Origin of the sequence: Mesorhizobium humile (assembly GCF_033977215.1) — a bacterium.
Lineage (GTDB): Bacteria > Pseudomonadota > Alphaproteobacteria > Rhizobiales > Rhizobiaceae > Mesorhizobium > Mesorhizobium humile.
Map to the genome: position 1 here is coordinate 11,708 of NZ_JAVIIV010000021.1, position 22,645 is coordinate 34,352.

Annotated in this window: 22 protein-coding genes; 16 read left to right on the forward strand and 6 right to left on the reverse strand. The window is 64.4% G+C overall.

Features of this window, described 5'->3' with window-relative positions:
• The first annotated feature begins 63 nt into the window (after positions 1-63).
• The 11 genes from RFM52_RS25780 to RFM52_RS25830 all read left to right on the forward strand — a co-directional run bounded on the left by RFM52_RS25780 (position 64) and on the right by RFM52_RS25830 (position 10,634).
• Complete coding sequence (locus tag RFM52_RS25780; RefSeq protein ID WP_320294427.1) at positions 64-1,071, forward strand: ABC transporter permease; 1,008 nt, start codon at positions 64-66, stop codon at positions 1,069-1,071.
• Complete coding sequence (locus RFM52_RS25785; protein ID WP_126062915.1) at positions 1,064-1,912, forward strand: ABC transporter permease; 849 nt, start codon at positions 1,064-1,066, stop codon at positions 1,910-1,912. Before RFM52_RS25780 ends, RFM52_RS25785 begins: the two co-directional genes overlap by 8 nt.
• On the forward strand, positions 1,909-2,787 hold the full coding sequence (locus RFM52_RS25790; protein WP_320294426.1) for an ABC transporter ATP-binding protein: 879 nt from the start codon (positions 1,909-1,911) through the stop codon (positions 2,785-2,787). Before RFM52_RS25785 ends, RFM52_RS25790 begins: the two co-directional genes overlap by 4 nt.
• Positions 2,780-3,604, forward strand: coding sequence for an ATP-binding cassette domain-containing protein (locus tag RFM52_RS25795; protein ID WP_320294425.1), 825 nt, complete (start codon positions 2,780-2,782; stop codon positions 3,602-3,604). Before RFM52_RS25790 ends, RFM52_RS25795 begins: the two co-directional genes overlap by 8 nt.
• A gap of 81 nt (positions 3,605-3,685) precedes the next feature.
• Complete coding sequence (locus RFM52_RS25800; protein ID WP_320294424.1) at positions 3,686-4,285, forward strand: VOC family protein; 600 nt, start codon at positions 3,686-3,688, stop codon at positions 4,283-4,285.
• A gap of 197 nt (positions 4,286-4,482) precedes the next feature.
• A complete protein-coding gene (locus RFM52_RS25805) occupies positions 4,483-6,777 on the forward strand; it encodes a bifunctional salicylyl-CoA 5-hydroxylase/oxidoreductase (RefSeq protein ID WP_320294423.1) in 2,295 nt (764 codons plus the stop codon).
• On the forward strand, positions 6,774-7,547 hold the full coding sequence (locus tag RFM52_RS25810) for an SDR family oxidoreductase (RefSeq protein ID WP_320294422.1): 774 nt from the start codon (positions 6,774-6,776) through the stop codon (positions 7,545-7,547). Before RFM52_RS25805 ends, RFM52_RS25810 begins: the two co-directional genes overlap by 4 nt.
• Entirely contained in the window at positions 7,541-8,005 is a 465-nt protein-coding gene (locus RFM52_RS25815; protein ID WP_320294421.1) for a MarR family winged helix-turn-helix transcriptional regulator, read from the forward strand. Before RFM52_RS25810 ends, RFM52_RS25815 begins: the two co-directional genes overlap by 7 nt.
• On the forward strand, positions 8,002-8,814 hold the full coding sequence (locus tag RFM52_RS25820) for an enoyl-CoA hydratase family protein (RefSeq protein ID WP_320294420.1): 813 nt from the start codon (positions 8,002-8,004) through the stop codon (positions 8,812-8,814). The genes RFM52_RS25815 and RFM52_RS25820 overlap by 4 nt, the downstream gene beginning before the upstream one ends.
• Positions 8,815-9,045: 231 nt before the next feature.
• A complete protein-coding gene (locus RFM52_RS25825; RefSeq protein ID WP_320294419.1) occupies positions 9,046-10,194 on the forward strand; it encodes an acyl-CoA dehydrogenase family protein in 1,149 nt (382 codons plus the stop codon).
• Positions 10,195-10,238: 44 nt separating this feature from the next.
• Positions 10,239-10,634 (forward strand): RidA family protein, encoded by a 396-nt coding sequence (locus tag RFM52_RS25830; RefSeq protein WP_320294418.1) that lies wholly within the window; start codon positions 10,239-10,241, stop codon positions 10,632-10,634.
• Here RFM52_RS25830 and RFM52_RS25835 read toward each other — a convergent pair whose 3' ends face one another.
• Positions 10,635-11,726, reverse strand: a complete 1,092-nt coding sequence (locus tag RFM52_RS25835; protein ID WP_320294417.1) for an LLM class flavin-dependent oxidoreductase — start codon at positions 11,724-11,726, stop codon at positions 10,635-10,637.
• Between the two features lie 123 nt (positions 11,727-11,849).
• Between RFM52_RS25835 and RFM52_RS25840 the strand changes: the two genes are divergently transcribed.
• The 5 genes from RFM52_RS25840 (at position 11,850) to RFM52_RS25860 (ending at position 17,016) form a co-directional block, all read left to right on the forward strand.
• On the forward strand, positions 11,850-12,611 hold the full coding sequence (locus RFM52_RS25840) for an HpcH/HpaI aldolase family protein (protein WP_320294416.1): 762 nt from the start codon (positions 11,850-11,852) through the stop codon (positions 12,609-12,611).
• Between the two features lie 162 nt (positions 12,612-12,773).
• Positions 12,774-13,973 (forward strand): pyridoxal phosphate-dependent aminotransferase, encoded by a 1,200-nt coding sequence (locus tag RFM52_RS25845; protein ID WP_430699228.1) that lies wholly within the window; start codon positions 12,774-12,776, stop codon positions 13,971-13,973.
• Between the two features lie 76 nt (positions 13,974-14,049).
• Positions 14,050-14,847, forward strand: a complete 798-nt coding sequence (locus RFM52_RS25850) for an ABC transporter substrate-binding protein (RefSeq protein ID WP_320294415.1) — start codon at positions 14,050-14,052, stop codon at positions 14,845-14,847.
• Positions 14,848-15,008: 161 nt separating this feature from the next.
• Positions 15,009-15,683, forward strand: a complete 675-nt coding sequence (locus tag RFM52_RS25855; RefSeq protein ID WP_320294414.1) for an amino acid ABC transporter permease — start codon at positions 15,009-15,011, stop codon at positions 15,681-15,683.
• 43 nt (positions 15,684-15,726) lie between these two features.
• On the forward strand, positions 15,727-17,016 hold the full coding sequence (locus RFM52_RS25860) for a cysteine desulfurase-like protein (protein WP_320294413.1): 1,290 nt from the start codon (positions 15,727-15,729) through the stop codon (positions 17,014-17,016).
• A gap of 276 nt (positions 17,017-17,292) precedes the next feature.
• Here the strand turns inward: RFM52_RS25860 and RFM52_RS25865 are convergent, their stop codons facing one another.
• The 5 genes from RFM52_RS25865 to RFM52_RS25885 are packed head-to-tail and all read right to left on the reverse strand — an operon-like array spanning position 17,293 to position 22,533.
• The gene (locus RFM52_RS25865; protein WP_320294412.1) at positions 17,293-18,120 is read right to left on the reverse strand and encodes a dipeptide ABC transporter ATP-binding protein; all 828 of its coding nucleotides are present in this window, start codon (positions 18,118-18,120) and stop codon (positions 17,293-17,295) included.
• Positions 18,117-18,968 (reverse strand): ABC transporter ATP-binding protein, encoded by an 852-nt coding sequence (locus tag RFM52_RS25870; protein WP_320294411.1) that lies wholly within the window; start codon positions 18,966-18,968, stop codon positions 18,117-18,119. The genes RFM52_RS25865 and RFM52_RS25870 overlap by 4 nt, the downstream gene beginning before the upstream one ends.
• Positions 18,968-19,876, reverse strand: coding sequence for an ABC transporter permease subunit (locus tag RFM52_RS25875; RefSeq protein WP_430699227.1), 909 nt, complete (start codon positions 19,874-19,876; stop codon positions 18,968-18,970). The genes RFM52_RS25870 and RFM52_RS25875 overlap by 1 nt, the downstream gene beginning before the upstream one ends.
• Entirely contained in the window at positions 19,877-20,884 is a 1,008-nt protein-coding gene (locus RFM52_RS25880; RefSeq protein ID WP_320294410.1) for an ABC transporter permease subunit, read from the reverse strand. It lies immediately after the preceding gene.
• Between the two features lie 50 nt (positions 20,885-20,934).
• Entirely contained in the window at positions 20,935-22,533 is a 1,599-nt protein-coding gene (locus RFM52_RS25885; RefSeq protein ID WP_320294409.1) for an ABC transporter substrate-binding protein, read from the reverse strand.
• Positions 22,534-22,645 lie beyond the last annotated feature (112 nt).

Sequence of the window (22,645 nt, forward strand, 5' to 3'; positions counted from 1 at the left end):
TCCTGGATTACCACGCGCGCCGTCCGCAAGACGGCGCGCATTTTCATCCGGACATATGGGCGCATGCTGCTGCAGAGATTCCTCGTTCGCCTGTTGACGATGCTGGTGACGCTGTTCGGCGTCGCCATCGTCGTCTTCGTGGTCATCCGCGTGGCGCCGGGCGACCCGATCGCCATGATGCTGCCCCCCGGCGCCAGCAATGACGACATTGCGCGGCTGCGCGCGCTCTACGGGCTCGATAAGTCGATCGTGCAGCAGTTCTTCATCTGGCTCGGCGGCGTGCTGCATGGCGATTTCGGCACCTCGATCTCGCTGCGCCAGGACGTGCTCGGCCTGGTGTTCAATCGGCTGCCGGCGACGCTGGAGCTTGCGACCGTGGCGCTGCTGATGGCGATCGCGATCGGCGCCACGGCCGCGATCCTTGGCGCGCGCTCGCGCGGCACGGCTGTCGAAGCGGGCATCGACATCGCCAGCGGCGCTACGCTTTCCATTCCCGATTTCCTCTGGGGCCTGGTACTGATCCTGCTGTTCGGCGTGCTGGTGCCTGTCTTCGACATTTCAGGGCGAGTTTCGCCGCAGCTCGATTTGCCTTTCGTCACCCAGTTCTATCTCGTCGAGAGCATTCTCAGACTTCGCTTCGACCTCACCTGGGACCTGCTGAGGCACATGCTGATGCCGGCCGTGGCGCTGGCGCTGCCGCTGGCGGCGATCATCGCCCAATTGCTCAAACAGTCGCTGAAGGAAGTGCTGGACCTCGACTATGTCGTGCTGGCGCGGGTCAAAGGTTTTTCCGAGACGCAGGTGATCCTGCGCGAGGCGCTGAAGAACGCCGCGCTGCCGACGCTGACGCTGGTCGGCGTACAGTTCACGTTCCTCATCGGCGGCACCGTCATCGTCGAACGGCTGTTCTCCTACGAGGGCCTCGGCAACATGGCGATCGATGCCGTCATCAATCGCGACCTGCCGCTGATCCAGGGCATCGTGCTGGTGTTCGCGCTGCTCTTCGTGCTGATCAACCTTGCCGTCGACATGATGTATGCGCTGCTCAATCCGAGGTTGCGCCATGGATGAGGCGCGCATTGCCCGACGCGGCCTGAGCCCGCGGCTGTGGCTGGCCGGCGGCTGGCTGCTCTTGGCGCTGCTGGCGGCGATCTTCGCGCCACTGATCGCGCCGCAGGACCCGCTGGCGCAGGACCTGATGCTGGAGCGCCTGCCGCCCTTCTGGCTGGACGGCGCCGAGCCAGGCTATTGGCTGGGCACCGACAGCCTCGGCCGGGATCTGTTGTCACGGCTGATCTTCGGTGGCCGCATCGCCTTCATCGTCGCTTTCGCCGCCGCGACGTCCGCCTGCCTCATCGGTTCGGCGCTCGGGCTGATCGCCGGTTATTTCGGCGGCTGGGCCGACCGCATCATCTCGCGCATCGTCGATGTCTGGATGGCCTTCCCGCCGGTGCTGTTCGCGATCCTCCTGGTCGCGGTGCTGGGCACGGGCCTGAGCTCCGTCATCCTCGCCATCGCGATCATCGACTGGACGCGCTTCTGCCGGGTGATCCGAGCTGAGGCGATGAGCCAGGCGCGCATGGACTATGTCGAGAGCGCGCGCATCGCCGGCTATGGCCGGATCGGCATCATGCTGCGCGAAGTGCTGCCCAATGTGTTGCCGTCGGTGGTGGCGCTCCTGTCGCTCGAAATGGGCATCGCCGTGATCGTCGAGGCGATCCTCTCCTTCGTCAATCTGTCGATCTCGACCGACGATCCGACCTGGGGCAGCATCATCGCCGAGGGCCGGCTGTCGATCCATCAGGCCTGGTGGGTGCTGGTGTTCCCGCTGATCACGCTGATCCTCACCGTGCTTTCCTTCAGCCAGTTCGGCGAAGCGCTGAAGGCGCGTTTCGATCCGGTGCTGCGATGAGCGCGTGCCTCGACATCCGCCGCTTGAGCGCTGTGCTGCCCAACGGCCAGCGCGTGCTGCGTTCAGTGTCGCTTGCCGTCCAGGCGGGCGAAGTGCGGGCGCTGGTCGGCGAAAGCGGCGCGGGTAAGACGATGATCGGCAAGGCGGTGCTCGGCGTGCTGCCGAAAAGCGTGCGTGTCGTCGAAGGCGAGATGCTGATCGAGGGCGAGGACCTGGGTCGGCTCGATGCCAAGGCGCGGCGCAATCTGATCGGAGCGCGCACGGCGCTGATCCCGCAGGATCCACTCACCGCGCTCAACCCCTCGCGCCGCATCGGCGCGCAGATGACCGACCGGCTGGTGCGCATCCTCGGCTGGAGTGGCGAAAGAGCCGACAAGCGTATCCGGCAGTTGCTCGACGAGGTGCAGATCCGCGACCCGGAACGCGTGCTGAAAAGTTACCCGCACGAATTATCCGGCGGCATGCGCCAGCGCGTGCTGATCGCGGCGGCCTTCGCGGCGGAGCCGAGGCTGATCGTCGCCGACGAGCCGACGACGGCGCTTGACGTGACGGTGCAGAAACAGATCCTGCGGCTGATCGCGCAACTGCAGCGCGACCATGGCACGGCGATCCTGTTCGTGACCCACGATCTCGGCGTCGTCGCCAAGATCAGCCAGAAAGTGTCGGTGCTCTATGCCGGCAAGATGGTCGAGGAGGCCGAAACCGCAGCCCTCTTCGCGGCCCCGCAACACCCCTACACGCGGGCGCTGATCGCGGCGACGCCGCGCTACACCGATCCCTACGCCTCGCTAAAGCCCGTCGACGAGAGCGTGCTTGCGGGGCTGGCGGCCGAGATTGCAGCGGCCGACAAGGAGTGGAGGCCCGGCCATGGCTGAGCCGCTGTTTTCCGTGCGGGGGCTGAAGGTGGCGTTGCCCGACATGACGCGCAAGCCGCTGATCGGCCGCGCGCCGTTGGCAGAAATCCTGAAAGGGCTGGACTTCGATCTGCCCAAGGGATCGGTCACCGGCATCGTCGGCGAGTCCGGCTCCGGCAAGTCGACGCTCGGACGCGCGCTGGTCAGGCTGCTCGAGCCGAGCGCCGGCTCGATCGGTTTCGAGGGGCGCGACATCAGCCGTCTTTCGGAAGCCGAGCTGAGGCCGCTACGCCGCGACCTGCAGATGATCTTCCAGGATCCGATGTCGTCGCTCAATCCGCGGCATACGATCTTCAACATCATCGCCGCCCCCTTGAGGCAGAACGGGCTTGGCGACCGGCTGAAGGAACGCGTCGCGGAAGCCCTGCAGCGCGTCGGCCTGCCGCAGAGCTTTGCCAGCCGCTACCGCCACGAACTGTCAGGCGGCCAGCGGCAGCGCGTCGGCATCGCGCGAGCATTGGCGTTGTCGCCGAAATTCGTTCTGGCCGACGAAATCGTCTCCGGCCTCGACGTCTCGACGCAGGCGCAAATCCTGACGCTGCTGGAGAAGCTGGCGGCCGAGATGGGGCTGACCGTCGCCTTCATCAGCCACGATTTGTCGGTGATCCGGCGGCTCTGCCAGCAGGTCATCGTCATGCGCGAAGGCAGGATCGTCGAGGCCAGTGCCACCGACGCGCTGTTCGACAACCCGAAGGAAACCTACACGCGCGACCTGCTCGCCGCCATTCCGCTGCCGGAGATCGATCCGGACTGGCTGCAGCCTCGGGCGCCGGCATGAGGTGAGTTTTGACTATCCGCACGCCGACCAGCGGGCCTCGGATGTGCGCAGGGACAAGTCGACCCGCCAACGGAGGGTGACATGAAATACGCAATCCAGGCGGCGGTCTTCGCGGCCTCCTTGTTCGGCGCAATGGGAGCCGCCTCGGCGGATTCGATCCCCGGCATGCGCGGACACGACCATACCGGCATCACCGTGCCCGACATGAAGCAGGCCGTCGACTTCTTCACCAATGTCGTCGGCTGCAAGAAGGCGATGTCCTTCGGGCCGTTCGCCGACGACAAGGGCACCTTCATGCAGGACCTGCTCGGCGTCGATCCGAAGGCAGTGATCGAGGAGATCACCATGGTGCGCTGCGGCTACGGCTCGAACATCGAGCTGTTCAAATACACAGCGCCCGACCAGAAGGATGCAACGCCCAAGAACAGCGATATCGGCGGCTATCACATCGCCTTCTATGTCGACGACGTCGCCGCCGCGAAGACCTATCTGGAGGCCAAGGGCGTGAAGACACGATTGGGGCCGCTGCCGGTGAAGGAAGGCCCGGCCGCGGGCCAGACCATCCTCTATTTCCAGGCACCGTGGGGGCTGCAGCTGGAAGCGATCAGCTACCCGACCGGCATGGCCTATGAGAAGGGCGCGGAGACGGTGCTGTGGAGCCCAAAAGACCCGACAAAATGATCCGACCGCATCCATCGTCCGATCATCGTTCAATTATGAAACTTTAAGCTTGAAATAATTTCCGTCGAGGTTGATACTGATATTCGGAGCCGCTGGTCCATTCGGCGGCTCCGGAGACCCTTAGAGCGTTTACGCAATTCCGCACGGAAAACCGCTACGCACTTTTCCTGGAATTGCTCTAGAGGAGATCGCAAGACATGAAGGTTGCGGTTCTCGGCGGCGGGCCGGCCGGACTCTACTTTGCCATCTCGCTCAAGCTGCGCGACGCCGCGCATGAGGTGACGGTCTATGAGCGCAACCGCCCGGACGACACGTTCGGCTGGGGCGTGGTGCTGTCGGCGGAAACGCTGGAAAACCTGACCAAAAACGACCCGGTCAGCGCCGTCTGGATCAAGAAGCATTTCGCCTATTGGGACGACATCGCCGTCATCCATGACGGCGTGCGCACCGTGTCTTCCGGCCACGGCTTCTGCGGCATCGGCCGCAAGCGGCTCTTGATCCTGCTGCAGCGGCGCGCCCGCGAGCTCAACATCAACCTGAAGTTCGAGACCGATATCGCCGATCCCAGGCCGTTCATGGAAACGCATGACCTGGTGGTTGCCGCCGACGGCTTGAACTCGAAGTCGCGCGCGGCCTTCGCCGATGTCTTCAAGCCGGACATCGACACCCGCAAATGCAAGTTCGTGTGGCTGGGTACGACGCAGAAATTCGACGACGCCTTCACCTTCATCTTCGAGAAGACGGAGCATGGCTGGGTGTGGGCGCATGCCTACCAGTTCGACAGCGAGACCGCGACCTTCATCGTCGAATGCAGCGAGCAGACCTGGAACGCCTTCGGCTTCGGCCAGATGACCCAGCAGGAATCGATCGCGGTCTGCGAGCGCATCTTCGCAAAACATCTCGGCGGCCATCCGCTGATGACCAACGCCAACCACATCAGAGGTTCGGCCTGGATCAATTTCCCGCGCGTGCTGTGCGAGCGCTGGTCGTACAAGAACCTGGCGCTGATGGGCGACGCGGCGGCTTCGGCGCATTTCTCGATCGGCTCCGGAACCAAGCTCGCGCTGGAGAGCGCGGTGGCGCTTGCCGACTATGTCGAGTCCGAACCCGACCTCGAGGCGGCTTTCCGCAAATATGAGGATGCGCGGCGCACCGAGGTGCTCAAGCTGCAATCGGCGGCGCGCAATTCGCTCGAATGGTTCGAGGAGGTCGAACGATATCTCGGTCTCGATCCAGTTCAGTTCAACTATTCGCTGCTCACCCGCTCGCAGCGCATCAGCCACGAGAACCTTCGCCTGCGCGACGCGGAATGGCTGGCGGGCGCCGAGGAATGGTTCCAGCGCAAGGCCGGCGCCGGCGGCAACAGCTTGCGCCGCGCGCCGATGTTCGCGCCGTTCAAGCTGCGCGACATGACTTTAGCCAACCGCATCGTCGTTTCGCCGATGGCGCAGTACAAGGCCGTCGACGGCTGCCCGACCGACTGGCATTTTTCGCACTACGCCGAGCGCGCCAAGGGTGGTGCCGGGCTTCTCTATATCGAGATGACCTGCGTCAGCCCCGAAGGGCGCATCACGCCTGGATGCCCGGGCTTCTACAAACCGGAACATGAGGTCGCCTGGAAGCGGCTGGTCGATTTCGTCCACGCCGAGACCGAGGCAAAGATCTGCGCCCAGATCGGCCATTCCGGCGCCAAGGGCTCGACCCGTGTCGGCTGGGAAGGAACCGACGTGCCTTTGCCCTCCGGCAACTGGCCGGTGATGGCACCTTCGGCCGTGCCATGGTCGCCGAAGAACCAGGTACCGAAGGCAATGGGCCGCGCCGACATGGATCTGGTCCGCGATCAGTTTGTCGCCTCGGCTCAGATGGCCGAGCGCTGTGGCTTCGACATGCTGGAGATCCACGCCGCGCATGGCTATCTGCTGTCGGCTTTCATCACGCCGCTGACCAACCGCCGCACGGACGACTATGGCGGCTCGCTGGAAAACCGCATGCGCTATCCGCTGGAGATCTTCCACGCAGTGCGCGCGGTGTGGCCGGCGGAAAAGCCGATCTCGATGCGCATCTCGGCCAATGACTGGGTGGGGATCGAGGGCGTCACCCCGGCCGACGCGGTCGAGATCGCAAAACTGCTGCGCGAGGCCGGCGTCGATCTCTGCGACGTCTCGGCCGGACAGACCTCGATCGCGGCCAAGCCGGTCTATGGCCGCATGTTCCAGACGCCGTTTTCCGACCGCATACGCAACGAGGTCGGCATGGCGACAATGGCGGTCGGCAACATCTACGAGCCCGATCACGCCAACTCGATCCTGATGGCCGGGCGCGCCGACCTGGTGGCGCTGGCCAGGCCGCATCTGGCCGATCCCTACTGGACGCTGCACGCGGCGGTGACGCTCGGCGACCGCGGTGTCAAATGGCCCGATCCCTATCTGCCCGGGCGCGATCAGATCTACCGGCTGGCCGAGCGCGAAGCCGCAGCGGGGCTCAAGGTATGAGCGCCGCGCGCGAAATGGCCGGCAAGCACGCGCTGGTCACCGGCGGCGGTTCCGGCGTCGGCAAGGCCATCGCGCTGGCGCTGGCGAAAGCAGGCGTAGCCGTCACCATCTGCGGGCGGCGCGAGGCGGCGCTGGCCGAGGTCGCGAAGCAGAATGACCGCATCTTTGGACTCGCCGCCGACGTCACCAACGAGGCCGAAATGGCGGTCCTGTACCAGAAGGCGGAGGCCGCGCGCGGGCCGTTCGACATCGTCGTCGCCAATGCCGGCATGGCGGGCAGCGCGCCGGCGCACAAGATCGCGCTGGCCGACTGGCAGCGCACGCTCGACGTCAACCTCACCGGCGCCTTCCTGACGGTGAAGCCGGCACTGGCGGGCATGCTCGCGCGGAAGACGGGTCGGATCGTTTTCGTCGCTTCGACCGCAGGCCTCAAAGGCTATGCCTACGTCGCGCCCTATGTGGCTGCCAAGCATGGCGTCGTCGGGTTGATGCGGGCGCTGGCCGCAGAGACCGCCAAATCCGGCGCGACCGTCAACGCCGTCTGCCCGGGCTTCGTCGAAACCGACATGCTGGAGGAATCCGTCCAGCGCATCGTCGAGAAGACGGGGCGCTCCACCGACGAGGCGCGCGCGAGCCTTGCGACGACGAACCCGCAAGGGCGTTTCGTCCAGCCGGAAGAAGTCGCGGCGGCGGTCCTTTGGCTGTGCAGCGACGCCGCGCGGTCGATCACCGGGCAGGCGATTTCGGTCTCGGGAGGTGAAACATGGTAGCGGGACCGACATCCATCGGACCGGGCAAGGACAGGCTGCGGCTGTGGATACGCCTGCTGCGCGCCTCGCGCACCATCGAGGCCGAGCTGCGCGAGCGGCTGAAGAAGGAGTTCGACACGACGCTGCCGCGCTTCGACGTGATGGCGGCGCTCTACCGCGTGCCGGAAGGCATGCTGATGAGCGACCTGTCGCGCTTCCTCTTGGTATCGAACGGCAATGTCACCGGCATTGTCGACCGCCTGGTTTCCGAAGGGCTGGTGACGCGGTCGCGGCGCAACGGCGACCGGCGCACCTCGATGGTGCGGCTGACCGAGGAAGGCACGAAATCTTTCGCCGCGATCGCCGCCGCGCATGAGAGCTGGGTCGGCGAGCTGCTCGGCAATGTCAGCGAGGACGAGGCACGGCGGCTGGCCGGCATGCTGAAATCGTTCCGCAGCAATTGGGAGGGACGCGAATGAGCGCCATGGCAAAGCTCAAGCCCAAGCACTTTCTCTGGCAGGTCGACGGTCGGGTCGCGAAAATCCGGCTCGACCGTCCCGAGCGCAAGAACCCGCTGACCTTCGACAGCTATGCCGAGCTGCGCGATACCTTTCGCGACCTCGTCTATGCCGACGATGTCGACGCCGTGGTGTTCCTGCCCAATGGCGGCAATTTCTGCTCGGGCGGCGATGTTCACGACATCATCGGGCCACTGGTCAAGATGGACATGAAGCAACTGCTCGCCTTCACGCGCATGACCGGCGACTTCGTCAAGGCGATGCTGAATTGCGGCAAACCGATCATTGCGGCGGTCGACGGCGTGGCGGTCGGCGCCGGCGCGATCATCGCCATGGCCTCCGACATCCGCATCGCGACGCCGGAGGCGAAGACCGCTTTCCTGTTCACCCGCGTCGGCCTCGCCGGCTGCGACATGGGCGCCTGCGCGATCCTGCCGCGCATCATCGGCCAGGGCCGCGCCGCCGAGCTGCTCTACACCGGCCGCACCATGAGCGGGGCCGAGGGCGAGCGCTGGGGGTTTTACAATCGCCTTGTCGAGCCGGCGGCACTCGAACCCGATGCGCTCGACATGGCGGCGCGCATCGTTTCCGGCCCGACCTTCGCCCACGGCATCACCAAGACGCAGCTCAACCAGGAATGGTCGATGGGGCTCGACCAGGCGATCGAGGCCGAAGCGCAGGCGCAGGCGATCTGCATGCAGACCGGCGATTTCGAGCGAGCGTATAACGCGTTCGTGGCCAAGGAAAAGCCGGTGTTCGAGGGGAATTGAGGATGGGTGCGTTACTGGCAACGCTGGCGGGACAGCGCCCCCCTCTGTCCTGCCGGACATCTCCCCCTCTAGGGGGGAGATCAGCTGTCATCTCGGCTTTCGCCAATCGCCAAAGCCGCAAGAATGAGCGGAGCGCTGAAACTGCCAATCTCCCCCCTAGAGGGGGAGATGTCCGGCAGGACAGAGGGGGGCGCCGTAGAGCGCTAGCCTCGCAGAACTGCGGAGGCACAAATGCCTGACCGTTCCTTCCTCAACTGGCCCTTCTTCGAGGACCGCCACCGTGACCTCGCCGAACGCCTCGACGCCTGGTGCGCGAAAAACCTCCCCGTCGATCATCACGATGTCGATGCGGCCTGCCGCGACCTCGTGGCGAAACTCGGCCGCGATGGCTGGCTGAAGCCGACGGCGCTCGACCCGGTCGCTCCCGGACCGCTCGACGTGCGCACGCTCTGCATCACGCGCGAGACGCTGGCGCGCCATGACGGGCTCGCCGATTTCGCCTTCGCCATGCAAGGGCTCGGCACCGGGGCGATCACGCTGTTCGGCACGCCGGACCAGCAGCGCTGGCTGGAAAAGACCCGGGCCGGCCGGGCGATTTCCGCCTTTGCCCTCTCCGAGCCACGCTCGGGATCGGACGTCGCCAACATGGAAATGACGGCCACGCGCGACGGCGGCGACTATGTGCTTTCCGGCGAAAAGACCTGGATCTCCAATGGCGGCATCGCGGATCTCTATGTCGTGTTCGCCCGCAGCGGCGAGGCGCCCGGCGCCAAGGGGATTTCCGCTTTCATCGTTCCCGCCGACACCAAGGGTCTCGGCATCGCCGAACGGCTGGAGGTGGTCGCCCCTCACCCACTGGCGCGACTGTCCTTCGACAACGTCCGCATCCCGGCTTCCGCGCTGATCGGCAAGCCCGGCGATGGTTTCCGCATCGCCATGTCGGTGCTCGACGTGTTCCGCTCGACGGTGGGCGCGGCGGCACTCGGTTTCGCGCGGCGCGCGCTGGACGAGAGCGTGAAGCGTGCGTCCGAACGAAAACTGTTCGGCGCGCCGATGGCCGAGTTGCAGATGGTGCAGGGCCACATCGCCGATATGGCGCTCGATGTCGACGCCGCCGCGCTCCTCATCTACCGCGCCGCCTGGACCAAGGACATGGGCGCCGCGCGGGTGACCCGCGAGGCGGCGATGGCCAAGCTGTTCGCCACCGACAAGGCGCAGGAGGTGATCGACAAGGCGGTGCAACTGCATGGCGGCGACGGCGTGCGCAAAGGCCACATCGTCGAGAGCCTCTATCGCGAGATCCGGGCGCTGCGCATCTATGAGGGCGCCTCGGACGTGCAGAAGGTGGTTATCGCCAGGCAGGTGATGGGCGGGGCATGACGCGATGCCTTGCGAAGAAAATTTGAAATAGGGGGAGGCCAGACATGCACACGATCCTGCAGCCCGAAGGCTGGGCCAAGCCGATCGGCTACGCCAATGGCGTGGCCGCGCGTGGCCGGCTTGTCTTCATCGGCGGTCAGGTCGGCTGGAATGCCGAATGCAAATTCGAGACCGACGACTTCGTCGGCCAGGTGCGCCAGACGCTGGCCAACGTCGTCGCCGTGCTGGCCGAAGCCGGTGGCGAGCCGCGGCACATCACCTCGATGACCTGGTACTTCACCGACAAGGCCGAGTATGTCGGCAATCTGAAGGGGATCGGCGAGGCTTATCGCGACGTGATCGGCCGGCATTTTCCGGCGATGGCCGCCATGCAGGTGGTGGCGCTGGTCGAGGACCGGGCCAAGATCGAGATCCAGGCGACCGCGGTGATACCGGAGTAGCTACTGGCGAAGCCCCGCCTGCCTCAGCAGCGGCAGAACGTGGTCGCAGAAATAGGGCAGTTCCTGGGTGTAGTTGACGAAGGACAGCGCGATGCCCTGGTAGCCATGTCCGGCAATTTCCGCCATGTCGGCGGCAATCGTCTGCGGCGTGCCGATCAGCGGATAGGTGCCGGCGCCGCCGGCAAAACGCTGGCGGTAGCGGTCATAGGAATGGGGGTCGTGCGACTGCGAGAATTCCTTCTTGCCGGCCATATGGGCATCGACCGCTTCGTGGTCCGCCATCGTGACGGCGTAGCGCGTGTAATAGGCCTGCGCTTCTTCCATGGTCGGGCGGCAGACGACATGCGCCACGGTGTAGACCCCGACGTCGCGGCCGACCTTGGCGGCGCGCTCGCCGATATCGGCGACATGCTTGCCGGCATCGCTCATCTCGGAGAAGGTCGTGAACAGGTAGTCGCATCGGGCGGCGGCGAAATCGCGGCCCGGACCGCCGAAAGCGGCGTTCATCGTCACCGGGCGCGGCACCTGCAGGCTGGCCGGCCGGCTCACAGCTTCCTTCAACCGGAAATAAGTGCCCTCATAGTCGAGCGGCTCGCTTGAAGCATAGAGACGTTCGAGTATCTCGATCCACTCGGCGGCCTGGTCATAACCCTTCTCGACCAGCGGCGTGCCGAACATGCCGAATTCCTTCGGGTTCCAGCCGCAGACGATGTTGAGCCCCGCCCTGCCCTGGCTGACATGGTCGACCGTCGCCAGCGCCTTGGCGGCGTAGAGCGGATGCACCAACGGCACATGCACTGTCATGAACAGGCCGATCTGCTCGGTCGCGGCGGCAAGCGCGGCTGCCCATGTGAACGTCTCGAAGGAGAATTCGCGCACCTTGTTGCGGCCGCCGAAGCCGCGCCAGCGGGCGATCGGCAGCATGAATTCGAGGCCCGCGCGGTCGGCTATCTGCGCCGCCGTCAGATTATCCTGCCAGCTTGCCGTCCAGCGCTCCGGCACATCGGTGATGGCCAGCCCGCCATCGGCGTTGGTGGAAAAGACGCCGAGCTTCAGTCTGTTCGGGCCGTGCAGGGGATGCGTTTTGATCATGTCTCTAACTCGCGGCGGAAGACCCACACGCTAGGCTTGGGCAAAAATATTTCAAGCCTGAAACAGCTTCGCGTCACCGTCGTTTGCGGATATGCATTTGGGCAACAGGAAAAGGGGATGGACATGAGCGAGTTCCGCCAGAAATGCATCGGCAAGACGAACCTCATAGGGTCCTTCGCCGCCATTCCCCACCCGGTCGCGGTCGAAGTGATGGCATCGTCCGGCCTCGATTTCCTCTGCATCGACTGGGAGCACGCACAGATCTCGCGCGACATGATCGAGGCCATGGTGCGCGCCGCCGACGTGCATCGCGTGCCGGCCATGGTGCGGGTTCCCGGCCATGCGCCCGAAGCCATCCAGGCGGCGCTGGACAGTGGCGCGCAAGGCGTGCTCGTGCCTCGCGTCTCGACCGCCGCGCAGGCCGAGATGGCGGTGAGAGCCTCGCGCTATCCGCCGCTCGGCGAGCGCGGTGTCGGCCCCGGCCGGGCCGCCGGCTACGGCTATCGCATTCCCGAATATCTTGCCGCCGCGAATGAGCGGATTATCGTTGCCATTCAGGTCGAGACCGCCGAGGGGCTGGCCAATATCGAGGCGATCGCAGCCGTCGACGGCGTCGACCTGATTTTCGTCGGCCCAGGCGATCTCTCGGTGTCGATCGATGCCGTCGGACCGGCGGGCGCAGAGAAGCTCTCCCAGGCTATCAGGACGATCATCGCCGCGACCGTCGCGCAGGGCCGGACCGCCGGCATATTCTGCGCCAGCCCGCAGAATGTCGGCCGATGGGCAGCCATGGGCGCGAGCTTCTTCATGCTGGCCAGCGACACGATGTTTCTAGGCGCCGGCGCGGCGGCGAACGCTACCGCCGCGCGCGCAGAGCTAGACTAGCCAAAGGGCCTATCGGCGAGGCAACGGGCCAAGAAACTTTTTAAGCTTAAAACTTTTGCCTTGAAAAGTGCAGCGCTTTGGATAGCATCCGAAGCTGATGCGACCGCCGTGGCGGAGGGGCTTTTCCGGTCGGTCCATCGTTGGTGGAAGGGGTTTCAGTCCTTGTCGTTCGTGTTGCCCCAGTCGTCGTCCAGCGCGCGCTATGCTTTCGATGGCGTGCGGGCGCAAATTCGCGACCTGCACACGGAGAACATCGCAAACCTGGCGGTCCGCGCACGTGAGCTCGGCGATGTCATCGCGCTCTGGTACGGCGAAGGCGACGTGGTGACGCCGGCCTTCATCCGCGATGCGGCGAAGGCCGCTTTCGACGAGGGCTTGACCTTCTACGTGCCCAACATGCGCGGGTACGGACCTCTGAACGAGGCGCTGTCGGACTACCAGACCCGCATCCATGGCCGCTCCATCCCGATCGCCCGCACCACGGTGACGCCGGGCGGCATGCAGGCGCTGTACCTGGCGCTGGAACTTCTGGTCGATACCGGCACCAACGTCGTCTATGTCGCGCCGCAATGGCCCAACATCCACAACGCCATCCACCTGATCGGCGGTGAGCCGCGTCCGTTCTCGCTCGACTTCAAGGGCGACTGGCAACTCGATCTCGACCGGCTGTTCGCAAGCTGCGATGCGCGCACCCGCGCGATCTTCCTGTCGACGCCGTCCAACCCTACCGGCTGGACCGCGACGCGCGCGGAGATGCAGGCGCTGCTCGACTTCAGCCGGCGCACCGGCATCTGGATTATCTCCGACGAGGTCTATGGCCGCCTCTATTTCGACGGTGACGTCGCGCCCTCGATCCTGCAGATCGCCGAGGACGGCGACCGGGTGCTGTCGGTCAACAGTTTTTCCAAAGCCTGGGCGATGACCGGGTGGCGCATCGGCTGGCTGACGCATCCATCGGGCGTTGCCGACCAGCTCGGCGCGATGACGCAATATATCAACAGCGGCACAGCGGCACCGATCCAGGCGGGCGCCGTTGCTGCCATCCGCCAGGGCGAGCCGCTGGTCGAGGAAATCAGGCAGCGGATCAGGACCGGCCTCGACCTTGCCTATGACAGGCTGGCGCAAATCCCCGGCATCATCCTGCCGACCAAACCGCGCGGTGGCATGTATGCCTTCTTTGCCATGGAAGGCGAAAGCGATGCGCGGCAGGTCTGCGCCAGGATCCTGGAAACCGCGCGGGTCGGGCTGGCGCCCGGTCATCTGTTTGGAAATTCGGCCGCAGCGTTCCTGCGCATGTGCGTGTGTCGCGACAGCGGCCAGATAGAAACGGCGCTCACCCGCATGGTCGCCGCCATGAATTGACGCCCCGCTGGGAGGCGGGACGGCAAGAAACCGTGCGGGGTCAGCCCCGCCCGATCAACACCCAGAGGGAAACCAAATGAGCTTTACGCGTCGCAACCTGCTTGTTCTGGCCGCCGCCATCGGCATCGCCGCCGGCCCCGCCACCGCTTATGCCGCCGATGTGCTCAATGTCGGTGCCTACCCGACCAATCCGCCCTTCGAATACAAGAACGAGAGCGGCACTTTCGAGGGCTTCGAGGTCGACATCATCAACGAAGCGGCCAAGCGCATCGGTATGACCACCGATATCGCCGATCTCGGCTTCCAGGCGCTGTTTGCGGCTGTCAGCTCCAACCGCATCGATGTCGCGATCTCCTCGATCACCATCACACCGGAGCGCCTGAAAACGCTGTCGTTCACCCAGCCCTACTATGATTCCGACATGGGCATCGCCACCAAGACCGACAGCGCGATCAACACCGAGGCCGACCTCAAGGGCAAGATCGTCGGCGTGCTGTCCGGCTCGACCGGCGAGACCTGGGTCAAGAACCACCAGGCGGCCGACGGCTATAGCGACGTGAAGGGCTACGACACGCAGCAGAACCTTTTGCTCGACCTCAGCGCCGGCCGCGTCGACGCCGCCGTCAGCGACATTCCCGGCATGCAGTACTCCTTCCAGAAGATGAAGGACCTCGTCGTCAAGCAGCGCATCAAGACCGGCGAGCAGTACGGGCTGATGATGAGCAAGGACCATCCGCTGCTCGGCAAGCTGAACGACGCGCTGACGGCGATGAAGAAGGACGGCACGCTGGCCGCCATCCACAAGAAGTGGTTCGGCACCGACGCGCCGGCCGATTCCTCGACCGTCAAGGAAATGCCGCTGCCCAAGGCCTGAGCGGCCATTGGCGAAACGAGCGACGTGCCGGCTCCAAAGGCCGGCACGTCTTGTTTGACGCATGAGGTCCCCGGAACGACCGTGCTTTCGGCTAATCCGATCTCGATCGTCCGGGCCCTGTTAGGGCATCGCATGACGCAACACGGTTCGGGAACGCTCCCATGTCGCTGATCGACACCTTCTTCAATCCCGACGTCATTGCGTCGAGCCTGCCGGCGCTGCTGCGCGGCTTCCTCAACACGCTGCTGCTCGGGGTGATGAGCATCGTCATCGGCATCGCGGTCGGGCTGGTGATCAGCCTGCTGCGGCTCTACGGGCCGAGGCCGCTGCGCTGGCTCGCCATCGGCTACACAGATATCTTCCGCGCCCTTCCGGTGCTGGTGGTGCTGATCCTGATCTACTACGCGCTGCCTTTCCTCGGCATCCGCTTGTCGTCATGGGCCTCGGCCGTCACCGCTTTCGCCATCATCATGTCGGCCTATTCGGCCGAAGTGTTCCGCTCCGGTATCGAGAGCATTCCGAAGGGCCAGTTCGAGGCGGCGCAGGCGCTTGGCCTGCCGTTCATGCTCACCTTGCGCAAGGTGGTGCTGCCGCAGGCGATCCGCGTCGTCATACCGCCGATGACCAGCAACTGCGTCTCGATGTTCAAGGATACCTCGCTGGCCTCGACCGTGGCGCTGCCGGAACTTTTGAAGGAAGCGACCAATGCGCAGTCGCTCTACGCCAACCCCTCGCCGCTGATCGGCGCCGCGCTGGTCTATCTCATCTTCCTCTGGCCGATGGTTCGCCTCGTCAGCCTGCTCGAGCGCCGCTTCCAGACAGAGAAGACGCGCTGACGCCAACCAAGTCCCCATCCAAGTCCTTCGCAGGAGCTTACCCGTGAACAAGCACCAGACCGACAACACGAACGCCGCCGCGTTCCCCGTCGAAAAAATCCGCTCCATGTTTCCGGCGCTCAAGCAGGCCGGCGACTTCATCTTCATGGACAATGCCGCCGGCGCGCAGATCCCGCAAAGCGTGCTCGACGCGGTGACCAACCACCTCGTGTCGCACAATGTGCAGCGCGGCGGCCGCTATGGCCGCAGCGTCACCGTCGACCAGTCGGTCGCCGAGGCGCGGGAGAGCGTTGCGTTGCTCATCAACGCCTACAGCCCCTCCGAAATCTGCTTCGGCATGAACGCCACCTCGTTCATCCGCCTGGTCAGCCTCGGCATCGGCCAGATGCTTGCCAAAGACGGTGATGGGGAACGCGACGAGATCGTCATCACCGACATGGACCACGACGCCAACATCGCCACATGGCTGGCGCTGGAATCGGCCGGCGCCAAATTCAAATGGTGGCGCATGCGTGAGGACGGCAATCTCAATGTCGACGACCTCAAGCCGCTGGTGTCGGAGCGGACGCGGCTCGTCGCCTGCACGGTGACGGCGCATTCGATCGGCTCGATCGTCGACGTCGCCTCGGTGGCGAAAATCGCCCATGCCGCCGGCGCCGAAGTGTTCCTCGACTGCGTGCATTACGGACCGCACGGATTGATGGACGTGCAGGCCTGGCAGTGCGACTATCTCGTCTGCTCCGGCTACAAGAATTTCTCGCCGCATATGGGCTTTCTCTGGGGCCGCTTCGACACCCTGAAGCGGCTGCCGACCTTCCGAGAGGACTTCATTCCCGACGAGCCGCCCTACAAGGTCGAGGCCGGCACCTTCATCTACGAGAACGTGTCGGGCATGGACGCGGCGGTGCGCTACCTGGAATCGATCGGCCGCAATTTCCTGCCTGAGAACAACCGCTCGCGCCGCGACAACATCGCAGCCGGCATGAACGCCATCCGTGACTATGAGCTCATGCTGGCGCGCGAGATGATGAAGGTGCTGAAGGATTGCGGCGCCACGATCTACGGCGTCGCCGACGAGGCGCGCATCCACGAGCGCGTGCCGACCTTCTGCTTCAACATCGGCACGCTGTCGCCGCAGCGCATCGTCGAGGAGATGGCGGCCATGCAGATCGGCATCCGCGATGGCCATATGTATGCGCCAAGGCTGATGAAGCGGCTCAATTTGTCGATGGACAGCGGCGCGATCCGCGCCTCGCTGGTGCATTACAACACGGTGGAAGAAGTGCGCCGGTTTGGGGAAGCGCTGCGGGCGATTATTGCGAAGCTGTCGTAGGCTGGACGCTTTCCCCACCCGGCCCCCCCCACGAGGGGGAGGTAGGGGACGCAACCATTCCAATGTCGTCATCCACGGGCGGAGCAAGGAGCGAAGCGACGCGGCGCAGACCCGAGGATCCATGCCGTGACGTATGAGCGCCGCTCACGGTGCAGAATTCTGCACCGCTGCGCCTTTCGAGTGAGGTAACGGCATGGGTCTGCGCGCTGCTTCGCAGCGCTCCGCCCTAGAATGACGACCCCTAGGCCAGCGCCCTCTAGGAGGACGAAGCAGACGTCAAGCCGCCTTCTTCTTCGCCAGCCTTGCCTTGATGCTCGCGATGTCGGCGCGCGGCGTCGCGGCGAAGAGCGTCTTGGTGTAGGCGTGCTTGGGGTCGGAGAAGACCTCGTCGCGCGGGCCGTATTCGACGGCTTCGCCGAAATACATGACCATCACGTCGTCGGCGATGTAGCGCACCACCGAGAGGTCGTGGCTGATGAAGACGTAGGTCAGCTTGAACTCGTCCTGCAGGTCGGCAAGCAGGTTGAGCACCTGCGCCTGCACCGACAGGTCGAGCGCCGAAACCGGTTCGTCCAGCACAAGGAGGCTCGGGTTCAGCATCAGCGCGCGGGCAATGGCGATGCGCTGGCGCTGGCCGCCCGAGAACATATGCGGGTAGCGGTTGTAGTGCTCGGGTCCGAGGCCGACCTTCTTCAGCATCTTCATCGCCAGGTCGCGGCGCTCTTCGGCCGGCTTGTCGGTGTTGATGAGCAGCGGCTCGCCCAGCACATCGCCGATCTTCTGGCGCGGGTTAAGCGACCCATAGGGGTTCTGGAAGACGATCTGCACCTTGCGGCGCATTTCCTTGGTGAGCCCGTCCCTGGCGATGTCGACCTTGTTGCCGTCGATGAAGAGCTCGCCGGAGGTGGCCGGATCGATCAGCGTGATGATGCGGGCGAGCGTGGACTTGCCGCAGCCGGACTCGCCGACGATGGCAAGCGTCTTGCCCTTCTCGACACTGAAGGAAACGCCCTTCACCGCATGCACGGTGCGCGCGCCGCGGAACAGGCCGCCGCCGACATGGTAGTCGCGCTTGATGTCCCTGCCTTCGACGACCTTGGTCATGTGCCGGCTCCTGAAGGCGCAGGTTCGAACAGCATGTCGGAGACGGTCGGCAGCCGGTCGCCGACGGCGTTCTCCGGCAGCGCCGAGAGCAGCGCGCGCGTGTAGTTGCTCTTCGGCGATTCAAAGAGCGACAGCACGTCGGCCTCTTCCATCTTGCGGCCCTTGTACTGGACGATGACGCGGTCGGCGGTTTCGGCCACCACGCCCATATTGTGGGTGATCATGATCAGGCCCATGCCGTATTTGGCCTGCAGCGAGACCAGCAGATCGAGGATCTGCTTCTGGATGGTGACGTCGAGCGCGGTGGTCGGCTCGTCGGCGATCAACAGCTTCGGATTGCAGGCGATCGCCATGGCGATCATGACGCGCTGGCACTGGCCGCCCGACATCTGGTGCGGGAAGGAATTGAGCCGATCGGCGGGTTCCGGAATGCCGACCTGCTTGAAAAGCTCGATGGCGCGGGCGCGGCGCTGGGCCTTGTCCATGCCCATATGGAAGCGCAGCACTTCCTCGATCTGCATGCCGACGGTGAAGCAGGGGTTGAGGCTGGCGACCGGCTCCTGGAAGATCATGGCGACGTCCTTGCCAATGATCTTGCGGCGATCGGCCGGGCTGATCTTCAGCAGGTCGCGGCCATTGAAGGTCATGCGGTCGGCGGTGACGCTCGCTGTCCACGGCAGCAGGCCCATGACGGCCAGCATCGACACCGATTTGCCGGAGCCGGATTCGCCGACAATAGCGAGCACCTCGCGCTCGTCGACATGGAGCGAGACGCCGTCGACAGCACGGAAGGGACCGGACGCGGTCTGGAACTCAACGACGAGGTTCTGGATGTCGAGCAGCGCCATCACGACCTCCTCAGCTTGGGATCGAGCGCATCGCGCAAGCCGTCGCCGACAAGGTTGATGGCAAGCACGGTGATCAGGATGGCGAGACCCGGGAAAGTCACCACCCACCAGGCGCGCAGGATGAACTCGCGCGCCGTGGCAAGCATGGTGCCCCATTCCGGCGTCGGCGGCTGCGCGCCCAGACCCAGGAAGCCGAGAGCGGCGGCTTCGAGGATGGCGTTGGAGAAGGACAGCGTGCCCTGGACGATCAGCGGTGCCAGGCAGTTGGGCAGGATGGTACGCAGCATCAACCGGGTATGACCGGCTCCCGCGACCTTCGCCGCCACGACATATTCGCGGCTTTTCTCGGCCATGACAGCGGCGCGCACCAACCGCGCGAAATGCGGCTGCAAGACAAGCGCGATGGCCAGCATCGCATTGAACAGGCCGGGGCCGAGGATGGTGACCAGCACCAGCGCCAGAAGCAGCGACGGGAAGGCCAGGATCAGGTCCATGACGCGCATGATCGCGACGTCGACCCAGCCGCGGAAATAGCCGGCGAGCAGGCCGAGCGTGATGCCGCCGGTGAGCGCCAGCGTAACGACGACGGCGCCGATGAGCAGCGAGAAGCGCGCGCCGTAGAGCAGGCGCGAGAGAATGTCGCGGCCGACTGGGTCGGTGCCGAGCAGATACTGCGCCGAGCCGCCGTCCTGCCAGGCGGGGGGCCGCAGGAACGCCGTCTTGTCCTGCACATCGGGCGCATAGGGCGCGAGCAGCGGCGCGAATAGCGCCGCCAGCACCAGCAGGATGAAGACGAACAGGCCGATCACCGCACCGCGGTTGACCGAGAAGTAATGCCAGAAGGTCTTCAGGCCGGTGAGACGGTCCGGGTTGCCGGCGGCCATAGGGGCGATTTCGGTCTGGCTCATTTATGCCGCCCTGATGCGTGGGTTGATGACGGCGTAGAGCACATCGACGATCAGGTTCACCGCCATGACGATGAGAGCGATCAGGAGCAAGCCGGACTGCACGACGACATAGTCGCGCTTGGATATGGATTCCACCATCCACCTGCCGATGCCCGGCCAGGAGAAGATCGTTTCGGTAAGGATGGCGCCGGCGAGCAACGTGCTAACCTGCAGGCCGATGGTGGTGACCACCGGAATCAGCGCATTGCGCAGGGCATGCACGCCGATGACTCGGGCCGACGAAAGGCCTTTGGCGCGGGCAGTCCGCACGTAATCCTCGCCCAGCACCTCGAGCATGGCGGAGCGTGTCTGGCGCGCTATCACAGCCAGCGGAATTGTGCCGAGCACAATTGTCGGCAGCACCAGGTGGCGCAATACCGAGCGAAACGCATCCCATTTGCCGTAGAGCAAGGTGTCGATAGTCATGAAGCCGGTGATCGGCTTGAAGAAGTACTGCAGGTCGATGCGGCCGTTGACCGGTGTCCAGCCGAGATAGCCGGAGAAAAAGATGATGAGCAGCAGGCCCCACCAGAAGATCGGCATGGAGTAGCCGACGAGCGCCGTGCCCATCAGCGACTGGTCGAACCACGAGCCACGCTTGATCGCCGCAAAGATGCCGGCCGGAATGCCGAGCGCCATGGCGAAAATCATGGCGAAGAAGGACAGTTCCAGCGTCGCCGGGAAGAGCGTCTTGAACTCCTCGAGAACCGGGCGCTTGGACGAAATCGAGACGCCGAAATCGCCGGTAGCGACCTCACTGACATAACGCGCGTACTGCTCCCAGATCGGCAGATTGAAACCGAACTGCTGCTTGAGTTCTTCATAGCGGGCGGGGGCAACGCCATGCTCGCCGGCCATGGCGAGGATCGGATCGCCGGGCAGCAGCCGCACGAACGCGAAGGCGCAGATGGTGATGCCGACCAAAGTCGGGATCAGGAGGGCGATTTTGTTGAGAAGATATCTGAGCATCGTCAAATGGAATGGGGCGGCGCTGGAATTGCGCCGCCCCGTTCGCAATATTATTCGGCCTTGTCAACGCCGTCGAAGCGATGAATGCCGAGCGGGTCCATCTTGAAGCCGCTGACATTATTGCGAACGACCGCGTAAACCTGGCTGTGGGCCAGCAGGAAGGCGGGCGCTTCCTTGGCGAAGATCACCTGGGCCTGTTCATAGAGCTTGGTGCGCTCGGCCTGGTCGCTCGTCTTCTTGGCTTTCTGGATCAGGTCCTCGAAGTCCTTGTCGCACCAGCTTGAGTAGTTCGAGACGCCGATGGCAGAGCAGGCGAAGAGAGTGGCGAAGAAGTTGTCCGGATCGCCATTGTCACCGGTCCAGCCGATCTGGAAGGCGCCGGGACGGTCCTTCTTCTTGCCTTCCGAGCGATACTTGGTCCACTCGTAGTTGACGATCTCTGCCTTGACGCCGACCTTGGCCCAATCGGCCTGGATCAGCTCCGCCGCACGCTGGAAGTTCGGGTTGTACGGACGAACGCGGTCGGAAGCCCAGAGCTGGATGTCCTTCAGCCCGGCATCGGCCAGCACCTTCTTGGCCGCGTCCGGATTGTAGGCGTCGGCCTTCACGTCCTTGTTCCACGACCACATGGTCGGCGGGATCAGGTTTTCGGCAGGCGTGGCGCCGGCATCCTGGAACAGCGACTTGATCAGCGCTTGCCGGTCGATCGCCTGGTTGAGCGCATGGCGCACTTCCGGTTTGTCGAGCGGTGGGATCGTGGTGTTGTAGCTCATATAGCCGATGTTCAGGCCGGCCTGATCCATCAGGGTCACGTCCTTGTTGGCCTTGATGGTGGCGATGTCGGCCGGGTTCGGATACGGCGCGATATCGCATTCGCCGGCCAGCACCTTCTGGATGCGGGCGGTCGCGTCAGGCGTGATGGCGAAGACCAGGTCGTCGATCTTTTCCTTGCCCTTGAAGTAGTCCGGATTGGCCGCGTAGCGGATGACCGAATCCAGCTGATAGTCGACGAACTGGAACGGGCCGGTGCCGATCGGCTTGGTCGAGAAGTCGGCCATCTTGCCGTCCTTCTGGAGCTGGTCGGCATATTCCTTCGACACGATCGAGGCGAAGTCCATACCGAGGTTTGCCAGCATCGGCGCGTTCGGCTCGGTCAGCGTCAGCTTGACGGTGAGGTCATCGACCTTCTCCCACTTGGCGACGTATTTCGGCATGTCCATGCCCGTGTAATAGTCCCAGGTCAGGTTCGGCAGATACTTGTCGCCGTTCCAGGGATTTTCCTTGTTGAACTGGCGATCGAAGGAGAAGACGACGTCGTCGGCGTTGAGGTCGCGCGTCGGCTTGAAATAATCGGTGGTCTGGAACTTCACACCCGGATGCAGATGGAAAGTATAGACCAGGCCGTCGTCGGAGATTTCCCACTTGTCGGCAAGACCCGGCTCGACCTCGGTGCCGCCGTGCTTGAACTCGACCAGTCGCGAATAGACCGTGCGCGACGAGGCGTCGAAGTCGTTGCCGCCAGTCGTCGTACCCGGATCGAAATTGGCCGGCGACGCTTCCGAGCAATAAACGAGCGTCTTAGCACTGGCCATGCCGCTGAGGACGCTTGCAGCCAGCAACGCGGCTGCAAAAGTCATTGTCTTTTTCATTGAGCACTCCCTGATGTTCTCTCAAGCCCCTCTATCAGGCTCGCGAAGGGCGCATATAAGCACCGTTTCTTCGCCTTTGGAACACCCCGTTTGCGTACCCCATGGGAAGCAG